The 18364-nt window shown below is 41.7% G+C and carries 15 protein-coding genes; 8 read left to right on the plus strand and 7 right to left on the minus strand.

The window, feature by feature from the left end; translation table 11 throughout:
• Positions 1–57: 57 nt before the first annotated feature.
• From RMB03_RS04545 to RMB03_RS04555, 3 genes are all read right to left on the minus strand, one after another.
• Entirely contained in the window at positions 58–1353 is a 1296-nt protein-coding gene (locus RMB03_RS04545) for a solute carrier family 23 protein (RefSeq protein ID WP_017388876.1), read from the minus strand.
• A gap of 298 nt (positions 1354–1651) precedes the next feature.
• The gene (ppc, locus tag RMB03_RS04550) at positions 1652–4336 is read right to left on the minus strand and encodes a phosphoenolpyruvate carboxylase (RefSeq protein ID WP_003654312.1); all 2685 of its coding nucleotides are present in this window, start codon (positions 4334–4336) and stop codon (positions 1652–1654) included.
• A gap of 170 nt (positions 4337–4506) precedes the next feature.
• Positions 4507–5130: a TetR/AcrR family transcriptional regulator gene (locus RMB03_RS04555; RefSeq protein WP_133747265.1), complete on the minus strand. Its 624-nt coding sequence runs from the start codon at positions 5128–5130 to the stop codon at positions 4507–4509.
• A gap of 149 nt (positions 5131–5279) precedes the next feature.
• Here RMB03_RS04555 and RMB03_RS04560 point away from each other — a divergent pair, with 149 nt between their 5' ends.
• From RMB03_RS04560 to dnaJ, 4 genes are all read left to right on the plus strand, one after another.
• Positions 5280–6386 carry an efflux RND transporter periplasmic adaptor subunit gene (locus RMB03_RS04560; RefSeq protein ID WP_005037799.1) on the plus strand — a complete coding sequence of 369 codons (1107 nt, stop codon included), beginning with the start codon at positions 5280–5282 and terminating at the stop codon, positions 6384–6386.
• Positions 6383–9508: an efflux RND transporter permease subunit gene (locus RMB03_RS04565; protein WP_311074247.1), complete on the plus strand. Its 3126-nt coding sequence runs from the start codon at positions 6383–6385 to the stop codon at positions 9506–9508. Before RMB03_RS04560 ends, RMB03_RS04565 begins: the two co-directional genes overlap by 4 nt.
• Positions 9509–9647: 139 nt before the next feature.
• The gene (locus RMB03_RS04570) at positions 9648–10025 is read left to right on the plus strand and encodes a hypothetical protein (RefSeq protein WP_005037803.1); all 378 of its coding nucleotides are present in this window, start codon (positions 9648–9650) and stop codon (positions 10023–10025) included.
• 103 nt (positions 10026–10128) lie between these two features.
• Positions 10129–11241, plus strand: coding sequence for a molecular chaperone DnaJ (gene dnaJ / locus RMB03_RS04575; RefSeq protein WP_005037805.1), 1113 nt, complete (start codon positions 10129–10131; stop codon positions 11239–11241).
• Between the two features lie 114 nt (positions 11242–11355).
• Here dnaJ and RMB03_RS04580 read toward each other — a convergent pair whose 3' ends face one another.
• Complete coding sequence (locus RMB03_RS04580) at positions 11356–11718, minus strand: hypothetical protein (protein WP_311074251.1); 363 nt, start codon at positions 11716–11718, stop codon at positions 11356–11358.
• A 184-nt stretch (positions 11719–11902) separates the two neighbouring features.
• On the opposite strand from RMB03_RS04580, the gene dapB reads away from it, so the two are divergent.
• Positions 11903–12724, plus strand: a complete 822-nt coding sequence (gene dapB / locus RMB03_RS04585) for a 4-hydroxy-tetrahydrodipicolinate reductase (protein ID WP_056481932.1) — start codon at positions 11903–11905, stop codon at positions 12722–12724.
• A gap of 50 nt (positions 12725–12774) precedes the next feature.
• On the plus strand, positions 12775–13428 hold the full coding sequence (locus tag RMB03_RS04590; protein ID WP_005037811.1) for an START domain-containing protein: 654 nt from the start codon (positions 12775–12777) through the stop codon (positions 13426–13428).
• 41 nt (positions 13429–13469) lie between these two features.
• Here RMB03_RS04590 and RMB03_RS04595 read toward each other — a convergent pair whose 3' ends face one another.
• Positions 13470–14660 carry an MFS transporter gene (locus RMB03_RS04595; RefSeq protein WP_311074255.1) on the minus strand — a complete coding sequence of 397 codons (1191 nt, stop codon included), beginning with the start codon at positions 14658–14660 and terminating at the stop codon, positions 13470–13472.
• Between the two features lie 4 nt (positions 14661–14664).
• Complete coding sequence (gene dkgB, locus RMB03_RS04600) at positions 14665–15468, minus strand: 2,5-didehydrogluconate reductase DkgB (RefSeq protein WP_311074258.1); 804 nt, start codon at positions 15466–15468, stop codon at positions 14665–14667.
• 120 nt (positions 15469–15588) lie between these two features.
• Between dkgB and RMB03_RS04605 the strand changes: the two genes are divergently transcribed.
• A complete protein-coding gene (locus RMB03_RS04605; protein WP_311074260.1) occupies positions 15589–16491 on the plus strand; it encodes a LysR family transcriptional regulator in 903 nt (300 codons plus the stop codon).
• Here the strand turns inward: RMB03_RS04605 and RMB03_RS04610 are convergent.
• Positions 16475–16849, minus strand: coding sequence for a hypothetical protein (locus tag RMB03_RS04610; RefSeq protein ID WP_311074262.1), 375 nt, complete (start codon positions 16847–16849; stop codon positions 16475–16477). The genes RMB03_RS04605 and RMB03_RS04610 overlap by 17 nt on opposite strands.
• Before the next feature lie 90 nt (positions 16850–16939).
• On the opposite strand from RMB03_RS04610, the gene RMB03_RS04620 reads away from it, so the two are divergent.
• Positions 16940–18364 (plus strand): PLP-dependent aminotransferase family protein, encoded by a 1425-nt coding sequence (locus RMB03_RS04620; RefSeq protein ID WP_311074264.1) that lies wholly within the window; start codon positions 16940–16942, stop codon positions 18362–18364.

Genomic DNA, 18364 nt, shown 5'->3' on the forward strand with positions numbered 1-18364 from the left:
AAGAAAGGGCGATGAAAAATAATAATAAAAAAGGCAGCTGATGCTGCCTTTTGGAACTTACGTTTTATCTTTTAAACTAAACAACCAGTTCAAAATAATGGCTGCAAACGTTGCTGTACCAATGCCGCCTAAATTGAAATTACCAAACATCAATTCAAAGTTTCCAGCACCTAAAATAATCGTCACAGAAGCAACAATCAGGTTTTTATTGTTAGAAAAATCGACTTTATTTTCAATCCAGATTTTTGCACCAGCAATGGTAATTAAACCAAACACGACAATAGACGCGCCTGTTAAAACAGCATTTGGGATGGTACTAATCACTGCACCAAATTTTGGAGATAAACCCAAGAAAATAGCGAAGATACCAGCAATAACAAAAACAATAGTTGAATAGACACGAGTTACCGCCATGACCCCAATGTTTTCACCATAAGTGGTCATACCCGGTGCACCTACGCTACCAGAGAGTGTTGTGGCCAAACCATCTGCGACAAATGCTTTGCCCAATTGTGGAGTCAGGTTTTCACCAGTCATGGCACCTACAGCTTTAATATGCCCTAAGTTTTCTGCTACTAAAATAAGCGCAACCGGAGCAATAATGAGCATAGCTCTGGTGTCAAAAGTAGGGTGTGAAAAACTTGGAATTCCGAACCATGCAGCTTGAGAGATCTGACTAAAATCGATTGGTTTTCCTAAACCTAGACCGTTGGTGGTGATGGCATAAATTACATAGGCCAAGATCAAACCGACCAATAAAAGTAGACGTTGCAATAAGCCGCGAGTAAAGACCGCAATACTTCCCATACAAAGTACTGTAATGAGTGCCATCCACATTTCAAATGGTTGTCCTGCAACACCTTTAATCGTAACAGGTGCAAGGTTTAGACCAATAATCATCACAATCGCGCCAGTAACGACAGGCGGCATAAGTTTTTCAATCCAGCGTGTGCCAGTGAGCATCACAATAAAACCGATGAGGGCATAAAACACACCGCACGCAACGATTCCACCTAAAGCCATAGAGAGGTTGGGATTTGCACCTGAACCTGTAATATGCCCAGTCGCTGCTGCAACCACACCAATAAAGGCAAAACTTGAGCCTAAGTAACTTGGAACGCGACCACCTGTAATTAAGAAGAACAGGATGGTACAGATGCCAGACATTAAAATGGCAAGATTTGGGTTAAAACCCATGAGTAATGGTGCTAAAACAGTTGCTCCAAACATGGCAAACGCATGTTGGATACCTAAAATAGCACTTTGAACTGGAGGGAGATATTCATTGGTAGAGACTGGCCGATGGTCAATATCACCTTGGTAAGGCTGCCATTTTGGAAACCAATTGGACATAAAATAAACTCGTTATTCTTTAATTGGTGCAATGATACTCTTTCTTGAGAATGCATTTAATCTCTAGAGAGAAGTATGTCAGTGAAAATTAATTATTTTTTAACGATTGGTATAATTTTTTAAATTCTAAATGTACGTATTTAGTTATTTTTTTCTTATAAAAATTAATTTTATGATTTTTAAAAAATATTTAAAAAAATAGAAAATCGGGGAAAATTTAAGAAAACTGGGGAACTTTGTAAGTAAAAAGCAGCGCATCGGTAATGCACTGCTTTGTTAAACAATCGGTAAAATCAGCTTAGCCAGTGTTACGTAAACCAGCAGCAATACCTGCAATACTCACCATTAGCGCATGATCAACAGGGGTGTTTTCTGCTTGACGCTCAGCGAGATAATCACGACGGCGTTTCATCAGTTCAGCCTGTAAAAGGTGTAAAGGCAGTAAATAAGGTTTGCGAACTTGCATAGACTGATCAAGAACTTCGTTATTACTCAGAAGTTTTGATTCATCTTTTAAAGCAAGTAGGGTTTCAACAGCATCTTTTAATCGCTGACGTAATTGGTTGCCGAGTACTTTTAAATCTTCATCTTCAGTCAGATGTGATTCGTAGTAGAGCGCAATATTAGCATCGGCTTTTGATAATACCATTTCCAGCATATCGATGAGTGTCTGGAAATAAGGCCATTGCTGGAGCATTTCATCAAGCGTTGCTTTTTGCTGATCTGCAATCACCTCATTAATCGCTGCACCAGTGCCTAGCCATGCAGGTAACATTAAACGGATTTGAGTCCATGCAAACACCCATGGAATCGCACGTAAAGACTCGATGCCGCCACTCACTTTACGTTTTGCCGGACGCGAACCTAGTGGCAACATTTGTAACTCAAGCTCAGGCGTAACGGTCCGTAAATATTTCACGAAGTGTGGGTTTTCACGCACTGTTTGACGATAGACCTTAACAGAATGATCTGTCATACGGTTCATGAGTTCACGCCACTCAGCTTTAGGTTCCGGTGGTGGTAATAAGGTCGCTTCAAGTGTTGCTGCGGTATAGATTTCAAGGTTTTGCATGGCAATCCCTTCTAAACCGAATTTGAAGCGGATCATTTCACCTTGTTCAGTCACTCGGATTGCACCCGAGATCGAACCCGGTGGCTGTGAAAATAGAGCCTGTTGAGTTGGAGCACCGCCACGACTAATAGAACCACCACGACCGTGGAACAGAGTCAACTGTACGCCGTGTGTTTGAGCAATTGCAGTCAGCTCTTCTTGAGCGCGATATTGCGCCCAGTTGGCAGACATAAATCCGGCATCTTTTGCAGAGTCGGAGTAACCGATCATAACTTCGTGTTTACCCTGAATGTGCTGTTTATACCAATGCATATTGAACAGCGTATTCATGGTAGTTGCAGCGCCATCTAAATCCTTTAAAGTTTCAAACAGAGGAACTACTCGTAAAGGATGCTGAATACCTGCTTCTTTTTGTAATAACAATACAGCTAAAACATCGCTTGGATATTCAGCCATAGAAATAATATAAGCTCCTAAAGATTCAGGCGGTTGGTCTGCCAAAGTACGCATGGTTGCAAATACTTCTTGAACATCTGGGTGTCCAATCAAACTGCCTTCAGGTTCATTAATATATTTCGGTAAAAGTGGGCGTTTGCTTTGTAGTTCCTGAATCAGGAAGTTTTGGCGTGCTTGTTCAGTCCACGATTCAAAATTACCTAAACCTAAGTATTCGGTAATTGCTGAAATTGCTTGGCGGTGACGACCTGATTCCTGGCGAATGTCGAGTTTAAGTAGTTCAATACCAAAACAGTTCACACGGTAGATAAAGTCGAGTAGTTGACCATTCGCAATTTCAGGCAGATTACTGTCGATTAAAGAGCGATAGCACAATAATAACGGTTGTAAGAGCTCATCTTTACTTTTAATCACATTCGTATCGTCTGCTTCGAGTCCTTGCAAACGTTGAGCTAACCAGTGACGAGTCGCTTTTAAGCGTTCTCGTGTTGCACGTAAATACTCACGATAAGGTTCTGCATGCTGATTGCCAATGGCCTGAATCATTTCTTCAGAACAGGTCTGGATTGAAAGTTCCCAACGCAAGTTTTCGATATCTCTTAAATAGAGATCGGCAGCCTGCCAGCGCGATAACCATAGCACTTCTTGTGTAATTTGATGGGTAACATTTGGGTTACCATCACGGTCTCCACCCATCCAAGATGCAAAACGCACTGGTGCAATGTTAAGTGGTAAGTTTTGTTGGCAATTTTCTTGAACCAACTCATTTAACTCACGAATAAATTTAGGTACTGCATTCCAAAGCGTTTGCTCAATCGTCGCAAAGCCCCATTTTGCTTCATCAACAGGAGTTGGACGATGTTGACGAATTTCATCTGTTTGCCATGCCGAACTAATTTGTTGCTTTAGGTTCGCAAGTGCACTTTGACGCTCACGTGGAGTAAGTTTTTGCTGATCAAGCTGAGACAAGCACGCATTGATATCATCATATTTCTGAATGAGCGTACGACGGCTAACTTCGGTTGGATGTGCCGTAAGTACCAGCTCTATATCAAGATCACAAACTTGTTGGAATAGTTTTTCTGTCGAAATACTTTTATCTTTAAATTTTTCAAATAGGTGAACAAGTGGATTCGGAGAGTTGGCATCCGAATCGAATTCTGCTTGTCTACGGCTACGGACCACATGATATTGCTCGGCAATATTGGCAAAATTTAGGAAATGAGAAAAAGCTCGGGTAAGGGGAAGTAGTTCATCGTCGGGTAAATTTAAAAATAATTGTTCTAGTTGCTTTTGGGCTTCAGCTTGGCCATCACGTGCACCTTTAGCAAGGGCACGAATTTGCTCGATCTGATTAAACAGCTCTTGTCCTGCATGTTGCTTTAGGGTTTCACCTAATAAATTACCAAGTAAGCGGACATCCTCGCGCAGTGGCGCATCGATTTGCTGAACCATGCTATTTTCTCCTGTTCTTATCCTTATCGAATATAGCGTGATTAACAAACATTCCAAGCTTTGAGCGTAAGAAAATGTGAATTTTTGCTTAAAAAATAACATTTAATTTGCATGTGATGCTTTTAACGATGGCATGCACTCAGTACAACTTTTGGCAATGGTACTTTGGTTTAAGTCCGATATTTGAGCAGGAATAAAGCAATTGCATCTTGAATAATTTGCTCAAGCTCATGAACATTTGGTACAGCAATGATCCCAAGTAAAACCTTCTGGTGGCGTACGCCAAGCAATAAGGACATAAGAAGCTCGGTTTGATAAGTAGGATTATCGGTTTGAATAAAACCTAATTGAGCCGCTTTTTGCAAAAACTCAGCTAATTGATTTTGCAGTCGGGTATGAGATGCATCAAAAAACTGTAGGGCGAGTGGACTTTGTTCTGCTGCAAGTTCAAATAAAACGTGTTCAAGTTTAAGTGCTTCAGGTGAGTAAATAATTTGCAAGGCGCGTGAACACACAATAAAGAGTGCTTGATAAAAGTCTGCCGATGCATCTAATTCAAATTGTTTAGTACACAGTGTCTCTTCACAGGTTTCTGTAATCGCACAGATAAACAGGTTGGCTTTATCTTGAAAGTGATTATAAACCGTGAGCTTGGTGACTCCTGCTTCCTGTGCAATCTGGTTCATGCTGGTACCGTGATAACCAGATTTCAAAAAAATGGCTTTTGCTGCTTGCAGAACACGAGCACGTTTTTCTAGATCTTTGGGGCGACCACTTTGATTAACTGTTTGCACGAAATCCTCTAATAAAAATTTAAAAAAATAGCGATTTATAAGTTTTTCTTTAATTAGTATACCCGTGGGTATATTAATTAAAAAACAAACAATTTATGATGCAAACATATTGTGCCTTAAAAAATCAGTTTGAATAAGAGCGATAAGATATGAATCTGTTAAAACCTCTCATCATGAGTATGGTGATTGTTTGTACGGTCACATTAATGGGGTGCAGTAAAGAGGCCCCCAAAACAGAAGAAATACCCTATGTGATGGTGGCTCAACCCTTGACCACACTCAATGAACAAAAAAGCTATGCAGGGGATGTGCAAGCCAGACAACAAACGGCTTTAGCGTTTCGAGTCGGTGGGCAAGTTACGGCACGTTACGTGGACGTCGGTGACCGAGTTAAGGTTGGACAAGTTTTAGCAAAGCTTGACGTGGCAGATGCTCAGCTACAGTTAAATGCTGCTAAAGCCCAACTGGACAATGCACAGGCAGCAGCAAAAACGGCATCAGATGAGTTAAAACGTTTTCAGCAATTACTGCCAATTAATGCGGTTAGCCGTTCGCAATACGATACGGTAAAAAATCAATATGACTCGGCACAAGCAGCGTTACAACAAGCTCGTTCTAACTATGAAGTTTCTGCTAATCAGACAGGATATAACCAACTCATTTCTAATAAAAACGGAGTGATTACTGCGCGAAACATTGAAATTGGACAAGTGGTTGCAGCGGGTCAAGCCGCTTATCAACTGGCAATTGATGGAGAGCGTGAAGTTGTCATTGGCGTACCAGAACAAGCAGTTGCCGAGATCAAGGTTGGTCAGGCAGCTTGGGTCACTTTATGGTCTAAACCGAATGATCGATTTGCTGGTTATGTACGTGAAGTTTCTCCCGCGGCTGATCAGTCTCGTACATTTACGGTCAAGGTTGCACTCAAAGAAGGTCAATCTGTTATTCAGCTTGGACAAAGTGCACGCGTATTTTTTAGCTCGACTCAAACCAATGTGATGAGTGTGCCACTTTCGAGTGTCTCAGCAACAGATAATCAACCTTACGTATGGGTCGTTAATGCGAATCAGACATTGCGTAAAGTACCTGTAACGATTGGTGCATATGGAAAAGATAGTGTGCCGGTATTATCTGGCTTAGCCCCAAATGATTGGGTTGTGATTGGCGGCGTACATTTGCTACGTGATAAACAGAAGATTCACCCGATTGACCGTGAAAACCGTGGGGTGAAAATTCAGGGAGCAACCCAGCCATGAAATTCAATCTCTCGGAATGGGCATTAAATAATAAAGGCATCGTCCTTTATTTTATGCTGTTGCTTGGCATTATCGGTGCGATTTCTTATTCAAAATTATCACAAAGTGAAGATCCACCCTTTACCTTTAAGGTCATGGTGGTACAGACCTACTGGCCTGGGGCGACTGCCAAAGAAGTTTCTACTTTAGTTACGGACCGTATCGAAAAGGAACTCATGACAACAGGGCAGTATGACAAGATTATGGCTTACTCCCGTCCAGGCGAGTCACTAGTCACTTTTGTGGCCAAGGATTCACTTACTTCTGACAAGATTCCCGATGTTTGGTACAACGTTCGTAAGAAGGTCAATGATATACGCCATGAACTACCAAACGGCGTACAAGGTCCATTTTTCAATGACGAATTTGGCGATACTTTCGGCAATATTTATGTGCTGACAGGCAAAGACTTTGACTATGCACTTCTAAAAGAATATGCAGATCGTTTGCAATTACAGCTTCAACGGGTCAAGGATGTCAGTAAGGTCGAATTAATTGGTCTGCAAGATCAAAAAATCTGGATTGAGATTTCTAACACCAAAGCAGTACAGCTCGGTATTCCAGTGACTGCGATTCAAGAGGCCTTACAAAAGCAAAATAGTATGGCAAGTGCAGGTTTTTTTGAAACAGGCACAGACCGCATTCAGATTCGCGTAAGTGGTCATTTACAAAACATTGATGAAATTAAGAAAATGCCGTTACTGGTAGGCGATAAAACCATTCAACTCGGAGATGTCGCTGATGTCTATCGTGGTTTTAGTCAGCCCGCTCAGCCACGTATGCGTTTCATGGGTGAAAATGGGATTGGTATTGCTTTATCGATGCGTAAGGGCGGTGACATTATTGCCTTAGGTAAAAATCTCGACACAGAATTTGCCCAATTGCAAAAGACACTACCTTTAGGCATGAAACTCCAAAAAGTTTCTGACCAACCTGTAGCAGTGCAGCGCAGTATTCATGAGTTTATAAAGGTACTCGCTGAAGCAGTTATTATTGTCTTGTTAGTGAGTTTTTTCTCTTTAGGTTTCCGTACAGGATTGGTTGTCGCTTTTTCTATTCCTTTAGTTTTAGCAATGACCTTTGCGGGTATGAATTTATTCGATGTCGGCCTGCATAAGATTTCACTGGGTGCCTTGATTCTGGCGCTAGGTCTGTTAGTCGATGATGCCATTATTGCCGTCGAGATGATGGCAATTAAGATGGAGCAGGGGTATAGCCGGATTAAAGCCGCCGGATTTGCGTGGAAAACAACAGCATTTCCGATGCTCACTGGAACACTGATTACCGCGGCTGGTTTCTTACCGATCGCGACGGCTCAGTCTGGTACAGGTGAATACACACGTTCTATCTTTCAGGTGGTGACGATTGCCTTATTGGTGTCTTGGGTTGCAGCAGTTTTATTCGTACCTTATTTAGGTGAAAAGCTATTACCCGACTTTACCAAAATAGGCCATCAGGCACCTTGGTATGTCCGTTTATGGGCAAGATTAACTAAAAAACCGCAACCGCAAACTGTGGTCATTTCACAGGACCATCACTACGATCCTTACCAATCTAGCTTCTATTTACGTTTTAGAAAGATGGTCGAGTTCTGTGTGACTTACCGTAAAACCGTAATTGCGACGACGGTGGGTATTTTTGTACTGTCTGTATTGATGTTTAAGATCGTTCCTCAGCAGTTTTTCCCACCATCGAACCGTGCCGAGATTTTAGTTGATTTAAAACTTGAAGAAGGCGCTTCTTTAACAGCGACAGAACAAGCTGTGAAAAAGGTTGAAAAATTCCTGTCTAAACAAAAAGGTATTGATAACTATGTGGCCTATGTAGGTACAGGTTCACCACGTTTTTATTTACCGTTAGACCAGCAACTGCCACAAGCCAGTTTTGCGCAGTTTGTTGTACTCGCATCATCACTTGATGATCGTGATGAAATTCGACGCTCGTTAGAAACACAAATTAAGCAACTACTTCCGCAAGTTCGTACTCGCGTGTCATTACTGGAAAATGGCCCACCTGTTGGTTATCCATTGCAATATCGTGTGTCGGGTGAAGATCAAAATCTGGTACGTCAAGAAGCACAGAAAGTCGCTAAAGTGATGAGCGAAAATCCGAATACCACCAATGTGCATTTAGATTGGGGTGAGCCGAGTAAGATTATTTCAATTCAAATTGACCAAGATCGTGCTCGACAAATGGGTGTCTCTAGTCTGGATTTAGCGAACTTCATTAATGCATCAATTACAGGTAGTGCGATTGAGCAATATCGTGAAAAGCGTGAACTCATTGAAATCCGTTTACGTGGTGATCAGGCAGAGCGAGTTGAAGTGGCTTCACTGGCAAGTTTAGCTGTACCAACGACAAATGGAACGACTGTGCCTTTAGCCCAGATTGCTAAAATTGAGTATAAGTTTGAGGATGGCTTAATCTGGCACCGTAACCGCTTACCAACAATTACCGTACGTGCAGACGTTCGATCTCAACTACAGCCCGCTACAGTGGTGGGAGAGTTAGCAGAATCAATGGATAAGTTACGTGCTGAATTACCAAGTGGTTATCTTATTGAGGTGGGTGGAACCGTAGAAGAATCTGCGCGTGGGCAAAATTCCGTTAATGCGGGTATGCCACTGTTTTTAGCAGTTGTCATGACATTACTGATGATTCAGCTTAAGAGCTTATCTCGCGCGACTATTGTGTTGTTAACAGCTCCACTAGGTTTAATTGGTGTGGTTTTATTCTTACTGTTATTTAACAAACCATTTGGCTTTGTGGCCATGTTAGGCACAATTGCACTCTCTGGCATGATCATGCGTAACTCGCTTATCTTGATTGATCAAATTGAACAAGACAGGCAGGCAGGGCATCCAACATGGGAAGCGATTATTGAGGCTACCGTACGTCGATTCCGTCCGATTATTTTGACTGCTTTGGCCGCGGTTCTGGCCATGATTCCACTTTCGCGGAGTATTTTCTTTGGTCCGATGGCAGTTGCGATCATGGGTGGATTGATTGTTGCCACTTTACTAACATTATTTTTCTTACCTGCGCTCTACGCAGCATGGTTTAAGGTGAAAAAAACCGCATAAAATACATAAATTTTTTGTGAATAAAGGTGCGAAATATTGAAAACTCCAATATAGTAGCACCTGTCTTTACACAAAAAATACAGGAATATTTCGTTGCATAAAAAATAGGCAAAATGCAGCGAATTGAGGTGAAATACAGATGGGGCAAGACCATATCGAACAGCATCGCCGTTATATTGTAATTTCTTATACGTTTATGTTTCTTGCATTGTTTACGGTTATTTTTGCAGCCTTTGCTTATTTGGTTGCTCGTAAAGTAGCGGCTGTAGATAATGCAGAAGTCTGGATTCATGCGCATGCGCTATGGATTATGCGTAATGGAATTCTATTTCTTTTTATGGCAATTTTTGCTGTGGTCTGGTTTATTCCGCTGTTCTTTTTTGCGTGGGATAGTAACCTTTGGGTAACGGCCTCTACGGTTGCTGGTGTCGTTTTTAGCGCGATTGCGTGGTTATTTCTTTTAAATGCATGGTTAAAAGGCGTGTCTAAATATCTAAAAAATAAGGCAGTTTTTTAATATATCTATTTTTTGAACATTTCCCCCTTGTAAATTCGGCTAAAGCCCCCCATTTAGTCGGCAATAGAGTATTGATAAAATTCCGTGAGGAGCACCGCCAAAAATGGCTAAACGTGATTATTATGAGGTTTTAGGCGTTTCAAAAACCGCAAGTGATGATGAGATCAAAAAAGCCTACCGTAAATTGGCGATGAAATATCATCCTGATAGAAACCCTGACAATGCCGATGCTGAAGAGAAATTTAAAGAAGCTTCAGAAGCTTATGAAGTTTTATCGGATAGCGAAAAGCGTAGCATGTACGATCGCATGGGTCATAATGCGTTCGAAGGTGGCTTTGGCGGCGGTGGTGGCGGCTTTGGCGGATTTAGTGCAGAAGATATTTTTAGCCAGTTCGGTGATATCTTTGGTGGTGCATTCGGTGGTGGTGGACGTCAACAGCGTCAACGTCGCGGATCAGATTTACGCTATGTAATGGAACTTACCCTTGAAGAAGCTGTAAAAGGGGTGAAAAAAACCATTACCTTTACTGCTCCTGCACCATGTGATGTGTGTGATGGTAAAGGTTCAAAAAATCCAAAAGATGTTGAAACTTGTAAAACTTGTCATGGTTCAGGACAAGTGCGTATGCAGCAAGGTTTCTTCTCTGTACAACAAACATGTGGTACTTGTCGTGGCCAAGGTAAAATTATTAAAAACCCTTGTCAGGCATGTCATGGTTCTGGTGTAGCTGATCGCCAGCAAACGTTGGAAGTTACAATTCCAGCGGGTGTGGATAATGGTGACCGCGTACGTTTGAGTGGCAAAGGCGAAGCAATTCGTGATGGCCAATCAGGTGATTTATACGTTGAAGTGGTTGTTCGCGAACACGAAATTTTCCAACGTGATGGCGCCGACCTTTATATGGATGTACCTGTTAGCATTGCTGATGCTGCACTTGGTAAAGAAATTGAAATTCCAACTTTGGAAGGTCGTGTTAGCTTGAAGATTCCTGAGGGAACTCAAACAGGCAAATTATTCCGTTTACGTGGTAAAGGCGTTCGTCCAGTACGTAGCAGCATGGTAGGTGATTTACTCTGCCGTATTGTGATAGAAACACCGGTGAACTTGAATGCTCGCCAACGTGAATTACTTAAAGAGTTGCAAGCTTCTTTTGATGGAGAAGACAGTGCTTCTTCACCAAAGAAAAAATCATTCTTTGATCGTTTGTTCGATTAATGCTTGATTAGATAAGAAATTAAAAAGAAGGCGGATATTGATAAAATATCCGCCTTTTTATTGCGCTGATTCATTTTATTATTTTTATTCTGCTTAAAAGAAAATTACTTCTGCTTACTCTGTAGGGTGAGCCACATCAATGTCGTCAACACTTACAGTAGGTTCACTAGAAGCGAGAGTAGGCGCATTTTCGATAACTGGTGCGGCTACTGCTTCTGCCTGTAGGGCTACTTTTGGTGTTTCTGCCGTTGTTTCGCCAATAATCGGGTCAATATCTTCAACTTTAACGTCGGTATTGGCATCGGTTACTACGCTAATTTGAGCTGTAGGCGTTGCTGTTTGAGTATTTACGTTAGTCGTAATGCGTGCTTTAGATAAGCTTTCTAATGTGTCTCCTGGCTGGATTGCAGGCTCTGCAAATGCCACTGAACTCATAATCCCCATCATCGCTGTGAAGCCAATAACTCTCGAATGCATGCTGAACTCCTTATAGTCATCTTTTTTTCATTCGTGGCTGAGTAGTGTGCCGATCAATTCTTTAACTTTTGTGAAAACAGATTAAATTTCAGCTGATCTTAAAAAATAATTTTTACTTTTTATCGTGAGCAAAGAGTTTTGATATAGTAGACAAATTACGTAAAACAGAAGATTGAGAAGGATTATGTCAGCAGCTCCACGCATTGGTATTTTAGGTGCAGGCGGTCGTATGGGCCGTACGCTTATTCAAGCAGTTCAACAGGCAGGCTATCAATTAGCTGCTGCGGTAGAGCGTCCGGAAAGTAGTTTGGTAGGCACTGACGCTGGTGAGCTTGCTGGTATTGGTTCAGTGGGTGTGAAGGTTTCAGGAAGTTTGGCAGATGTTCTGAAAGACTGCGATGTAATTATTGATTTTACAGCACCAGTTGCGACTGCTCAGCATTTGAAGCTTTGCCGTGAAGCTGGGGTTGCCATGGTCATTGGTACAACAGGTATGTCAGATGAACAAAAAGCTGAGTTAGACGAAGTTGCCACTCATACACCTGTGGTTTACGCTGCGAACTATTCAGTAGGTGTAAATGTATCAATCAAGTTACTTGAGCTTGCAGCAAAAGTATTTGGCGATACAGTAGATATTGAAGTGATTGAAGCTCATCACCGTCATAAAGTAGATGCGCCGTCAGGTACAGCATTAATGATGGGTGAAGCGATTGCAGATACTTTGGGCCGTAACTTAAAAGAAGTTGCTGTTTATGGGCGTGAAGGGCATACAGGCCCACGTGACCGTCAAACAATTGGTTTTGAAACTATCCGTGGTGGTGATATTGTTGGTGAACACACTGTCATGTTCATTGGTGAAGGTGAGCGTGTTGAAGTGACTCATAAAGCAACTAACCGTATGAACTTTGCTGCTGGTGCAGTGCGAGCTGCGGCATGGGTTGTGGGCCGTGAAGCGCGTAAATATGACATGAAAGATGTTTTAGGATTGAACGACGTACAGGTTTAAAACCCTGTACGTATTCCATGTGTAGCGAGAAAAAAAAGATAGAGCAGAACATGAATAAAAAACAAATTGCCCTGACCACTCTTCTTTGTTTAAGTAGCCTCTGGACGGGGGCTGCTTCTACAGAAAAAGCTAAATTAAGCTTAGACCGCAATAATATTAAAGTCTGGACCTATCAGAAGACTGATAATCCAGTCTTTCAATATAAAGCAGAAACGACATTTGATGTGCCACTCGAACGCGCTGTCGCCGTGATTTTAGATGTGAATCGTGCCGATCAGTGGGTGCCTTATATGGGCAAAGTTGAAATGTTGTCTCAAGATGAGAAAAAAGGTGAGTTCACACTGTATATGGTATTGGATTTTCCATTTCCTTTGAAAGATCGTGATGTCGTTGTAAAAGGGAAAATGAGCAAGGCTGCAAATGGCGTTGTGACAATTAAAAATACTGCAATTAGCGGAAATTATCCGATACAACCCGATGTGGTGCGCTTAACACGCTATGAAGGGGACTGGACATTCCAGAAACTTGCAAATAATAAAGTGAAAGTAACCACCAGTGGTTATGCTGATCCTGCTGGTGCAATTCCATTAAGTTTTGTGAATATGTTTGTTCAACAGCAGCCTTATCAGATGTTGCTTAAAATGAAGCGCGAAGTGACCAGTCCGATTTATGAACAACCGAAACTACCAGATATTTTAAAATAAATAAGTTTAAAAAAAGCGCCTGAAATCAGGCGCTTTTTTTATTAATCTGAACACTGCTGTAACGCTTGGGCAGGGCTGCTCCCGCGTTTGATTTGGAATAAAACCAATAACAACGCTAACCCCGCCAGTAATGCACCAGCAAATGATACTGCGCTATAACCCCAACCTAAATCGAGTACTAATGCGCCTGCTGCTGCTCCTACTGCGTTACCTAGGTTAAACGCACCGATATTTACTGAAGAGGCAAGGCCTGGTGCTTCGTGAGCGACGGACATTACACGCATTTGTAATGGAGGCACTAAAGCAAAGGTTGCTGCACCCCAGATCACTAAAGCAATGGCTGCCCCAATCTGACTTTGTGCAAGAATCGGAAAAGTCACCATCATCACAATCAACAGAACCAAGAAACCAATCAGGGTTTTGTTGATGGACAAATCTGCAAAACGTCCACCTAAATGGTTACCAATCGAGAAACCGACACCAATCAGCATCAGCATAAAAGTAATGAAGGTCGGTGAAGCATGGGTAAACTCAGTCAAACTTGGCGCAATATAGGTATAGAGCGTAAACATTGCACCCGCACCGAGTACGGTGGTGAGCAACGCAAGTATTACAGGAGTGCGCGTTAACACTTTCAACTCAGCTTTCACATTTGGTTTTTTGGCAACCATACCTTGTGGGAGGGCTTTCCATAAAGCGAGCATGGTAATAACACCAAGCAACGAAATAGCAAGGAAAGACATACGCCAGCCAATGTTTTGCCCAACCCATGTTGCCAAAGGCACACCACCAATATTGGCAATGGTTAGGCCCATAAACATGGTTGCTACAGCACTGGCTTGTTTATGTGCGGGCACAATGCTTGCTGCTACAACTGAACCTATCCCGAAGAAGGCACCGTGGTTAAGGCTGGTGATGAGACGTGCACCTAGTAAGCTCATATAGCTTGGTGAAAATGCTGCGATCAGGTTACCGACTGTAAAGATCGCCATCAGAAAAATAAGCGCATTTCGTCGTGCAAAACCACCGAACCACAGGGTCATGAACGGGGCACCTAGCATTACGCCAAGTGCATAGCCCGTAATTAACATTCCGGCTGTTGGAATTGAAATCCCTAAATCATTAGCGATATTCGGCAACAATCCCATTGGTGAGAATTCAGTGGTACCAATGGCAAAGGCACCAATCGCCAATGCCAATAACGAGAACGCCGTATTTGATTGAGTGTTCATGAGTTTAGTCCCAAACTGGTGCCCATGGCTCTGGGCTAACTTCACGACTGTTACGATCAAGTTCGGCAATCATTTGCATTTCAGCTGAAGTTAACTCGATATCCTGTGCTTTTAAATTGCTCATCAGGTTTTCACGTTTAGTCGAAGATGGAATGACTGCAAAACCACGTTGCAATGCCCATGCCAGTGCAATTTGCGCCGTTGTTGCTTGATGAGCTGCTGCAATTTTAGCTAGAACTGGGTCTTGAAGCACTTTGCCGTACGCAAGCGTCATATATGAAGTGACATCAATATTCTTCTCTTGTAAGAAGTTCACAAGTTTGTGGTTTTGAAGATAAGGGCTTAGCTCAATCTGATTAGTTGCAATATGCTCTGCACCAATTGTGTCAATTGCTTGTTGGGTAAGCTCAATATTGAAGTTTGAGATACCAATTTGTTTAGTAAGGCCTTGTTGCTTTGCCTCAAGTAAAAGCTGCATGATTTCAGGAATCGAAACGCCTAAGTCCGGTGCTGGCCAGTGAATCAACGTTAAATCGACATGGTCAGTGCGAAGCTTTTGTAAGCTTTCTTTTAAGCTTGGAATAAATTTATCTTGAGCAAAATTATCTACCCAGATTTTTGTGGTTAAAAATAAATCCTGACGTGATATACCGCTTTCGGCAATGGCTTGACCAATCGCTGCTTCATTGTCATAAATTTGAGCAGTATCAATTGCAAGGTAACCTACATCTAAAGCATTTTTAACAGAATCAATCACCGCTTGTTCTTTTAGACGGAAAGTTCCTAGACCAAAACGTGGGATATTCATGTGTTCACCTGAATTTAAATAATTGTTTAACTTGAGGTGCATTTTGCTTGGATTATTGTTGCGAAAAAATAGATGAATAAGCAAAATATCTTTGATGATTAGTCAATAATAGAATAAGCCATGAAATCAACAATTGAAGAACTTGTTGCCTTTATCACAATTATTGATACAGGCTCATTTGTAGCTGCCGCAGAGCATTTAAAACAAACGCCTTCAGGGGTAAGCCGCTCTTTAACACGCTTAGAGACTAAGTTAGATGTGACCTTGTTAGAGCGAACGACACGTAAGTTAAAACTGACTCAAGAAGGGCAACAGTTTTTGGTAAAGGCCCGTAAAATCTTAAATGAGCTGAATGCGGCTGAAGAAGAACTACAAAAATCTGATCAGGGTACGGCAGGACTCATTCGTATTGATTCGGCTACTCCGTTTGTTTTACACGTGATTGCACCATTAATGCATAAGTTTCGTGAGTGCTATCCAGATATTGAAATTGAGTTAAATAGCAATGATCAGGTGATTGACTTGCTGCAACATAAAACTGATGTGGCATTTCGGTTTGGGGAGCTCAATGATTCGAGCCTACATGCCAAACTAGTTTGTAAAAGTCGCTTATTTATTGTTGCAAGTCCGGATTATTTGGCGATTAAGGGTACTCCGACACAACCAGAAGAACTCGAACAACATGATCTGATTGGTTTTACCAGACCTGCCTATATTAATAGTTGGCCGATTAAAGTCGGCGATGAATATTTTTTCGCACAAGCAAAAATTAAAGCTTCCAGTGGAGAGACGGTACGTCAACTCACCATTAGAGGTCATGGCATTGCACGGCTATCTGAATTTGAAGTTTGGAAAGATATTGAAGAAGGGCGATTGATTGCATTATTTGAAGATCAAATTGAACATCAATATCAAAGCATCCATGCTGTGTATTATCAACAAGAGCATCTACCAAAACGAATCCGTTTATTCATTGAGTTTTTGGCAGAACAATTAAAAGATGGCTTTAAAAACGCTCTCTAAAAGTAGCATAGCCATCAGTTGGAAAATGAACCTCTAGAAGTGGAGTGGTTTGTCCTTCTGATGAATGCTGTGCCAGAAAATAGCTTTTTTGCTGTTGGCGGCAACTAAAATATAATTTGGAATAGGTCGAGTTCACCATCACAACTTCATTTGAGCTATTACGCTTATATTGATAATGAGAAATCGTACTGGTCTCATCATCAGTGCGCTGCTCCAATTTGTAGTCTTGTTGATTGGTCATTTTTAAATAACCCTCAATCAGACTTTGGCAAACGGTATGTCTGTACTGTTCGTTTTTTGGTTGTGGTTGGCAACCTGCTAAAACAATAGCAAATAATAATATAGCTTTTAATTTCATGATCTTGCTACTCTTTGAGTTGATTTATATAGCGTAAAGGTGTTCTATAAACCAGTACAGATACAGAAATTTTTAAAAAAGCAGCACAGAATGACTTTCCAATATCAGGTTCTTGCCAATCAATTAGCACATCGTATTTATCAAGATGAGCTCAAGCCCCATCAGAAGCTGATTTCTTTACGAGATTTTGCTCGTCAGCACAGTATTAGCTTAAGCACGGCAAAAAGTTGCTATGAGTTACTCGAGGCGAGGGGGCTCATTTATGTAAAGCCGAAATCGGGTTACTTTGTGGTTGCCAGAACCCAATCTAGTCCTATTCCTGATAGCCCCGATTTTTTGTCTTTACCTCGGCAAGTCTCAAATCTGGAGTTGCATAACCAAATTCAAGAGGCCGCCTTACAAAGCCATCTCGTACCGTTGGGTTCGATCCAGTTGACGCCACATTTTATTCCAGTAGAAGGCTTACGCCGTTCTATTCAACGTGCTTTAAAAAATTGTCAGCCACAAGACTTTCTCTACTGTAATAAACAAGGACATGAGCAATTAAGAAAAGCGCTTTCTGATCATTGGCGTGAAGATGGCATTTTTATCGCAGCAGAAGATATTTTCATTACCAATGGTTGCATCCCCGCTTTGTCGTTAGTCATTCAGCATCTAACAGAAGTAGGGGATAGTATTTTGATTCCGACACCTACTTTCAATGGGCAACTACAGCTTTTAGCCAGTTTAAAACGGCAGATTATTGAAATTCCTGCGCATCATCGTGGCATTGATCTTGAGCGTTTAGAGTCATTAATGCAGCAGGGTTTGGCAAAGGTTTGCCTCATGACAGCCAATTATCAAAATCCTTTAGGATATTGTTTAAGTAATTCAGAAAAACAAAAGATTGCTGAATTAGCTGCAAAGTATCAGTGCTTTATTATTGAAGACGATATTTTTGGTGAATGTGGTTACAGTAATGAACGCCCGCTGCCGATTCGCTATTGGGACCATGAGGGCTATGTCATTTGGTGTGGGTCGGTTTCTAAGTCACTGTCGAGTGCATATCGGGTAGGGTGGTTTTGTCTAAGTGCAAAGCTACAGCATTTAAGACTAGAGCTACTGGCAAGCAATATTGGCGTAAATACACCGCTACAATTAGGCTTAGCTGATTTTATTTATAGCCGTGGTTATCGAGAGCATTTAGAGCAGCTACGACCAAATCTGATGCGGCAAGTTGAGCAATACCGCAGCTGTATTTTAAGAGCCTTTGAAGGAATTCCAATCGCATTGAGTCAACCAGAAGGCGGCTATGCACTCTGGATACAGTTACCTAAGGGCGTCGATACATTAGCGCTGTATTACACTGCGAAAGCCCAGGGAATTACTGTGGTTCCCGGTCATGTTTTTGGTGAAGATGAACGTTATCGGCATTTCATTCGGTTAAACGCGGGTCATGAATTAACAGCAGATGTCCGCCAAGCAATTAGTGACTTGGCGGAATGGTCGCGACAACAGATGAAAACAGTAAATTAG

The sequence above is a fragment of the Acinetobacter sp. V91_7 genome (assembly GCF_031799075.1).
Lineage (GTDB): Bacteria > Pseudomonadota > Gammaproteobacteria > Pseudomonadales > Moraxellaceae > Acinetobacter > Acinetobacter calcoaceticus.

Excerpts from the sequence above, each read along its gene's own strand:
- RMB03_RS04545 (WP_017388876.1), bottom strand. The coding sequence starts at position 1,353 with ATGTCCAATTGGTTTCCAAAATGGCAGCCTTACCAAGGTGATATTGAC.
- ppc (WP_003654312.1), bottom strand. The coding sequence starts at position 4,336 with ATGGTTCAGCAAATCGATGCGCCACTGCGCGAGGATGTCCGCTTACTT.
- RMB03_RS04560 (WP_005037799.1), top strand. The coding sequence starts at position 5,280 with ATGAATCTGTTAAAACCTCTCATCATGAGTATGGTGATTGTTTGTACG.
- RMB03_RS04565 (WP_311074247.1), top strand. The coding sequence starts at position 6,383 with ATGAAATTCAATCTCTCGGAATGGGCATTAAATAATAAAGGCATCGTC.
- RMB03_RS04570 (WP_005037803.1), top strand. The coding sequence starts at position 9,648 with ATGGGGCAAGACCATATCGAACAGCATCGCCGTTATATTGTAATTTCT.
- dnaJ (WP_005037805.1), top strand. The coding sequence starts at position 10,129 with ATGGCTAAACGTGATTATTATGAGGTTTTAGGCGTTTCAAAAACCGCA.
- RMB03_RS04580 (WP_311074251.1), bottom strand. The coding sequence starts at position 11,718 with ATGCATTCGAGAGTTATTGGCTTCACAGCGATGATGGGGATTATGAGT.
- dapB (WP_056481932.1), top strand. The coding sequence starts at position 11,903 with ATGTCAGCAGCTCCACGCATTGGTATTTTAGGTGCAGGCGGTCGTATG.
- RMB03_RS04590 (WP_005037811.1), top strand. The coding sequence starts at position 12,775 with ATGAATAAAAAACAAATTGCCCTGACCACTCTTCTTTGTTTAAGTAGC.
- RMB03_RS04595 (WP_311074255.1), bottom strand. The coding sequence starts at position 14,660 with ATGAACACTCAATCAAATACGGCGTTCTCGTTATTGGCATTGGCGATT.
- dkgB (WP_311074258.1), bottom strand. The coding sequence starts at position 15,468 with ATGAATATCCCACGTTTTGGTCTAGGAACTTTCCGTCTAAAAGAACAA.
- RMB03_RS04605 (WP_311074260.1), top strand. The coding sequence starts at position 15,589 with ATGAAATCAACAATTGAAGAACTTGTTGCCTTTATCACAATTATTGAT.
- RMB03_RS04610 (WP_311074262.1), bottom strand. The coding sequence starts at position 16,849 with ATGAAATTAAAAGCTATATTATTATTTGCTATTGTTTTAGCAGGTTGC.
- RMB03_RS04620 (WP_311074264.1), top strand. The coding sequence starts at position 16,940 with ATGACTTTCCAATATCAGGTTCTTGCCAATCAATTAGCACATCGTATT.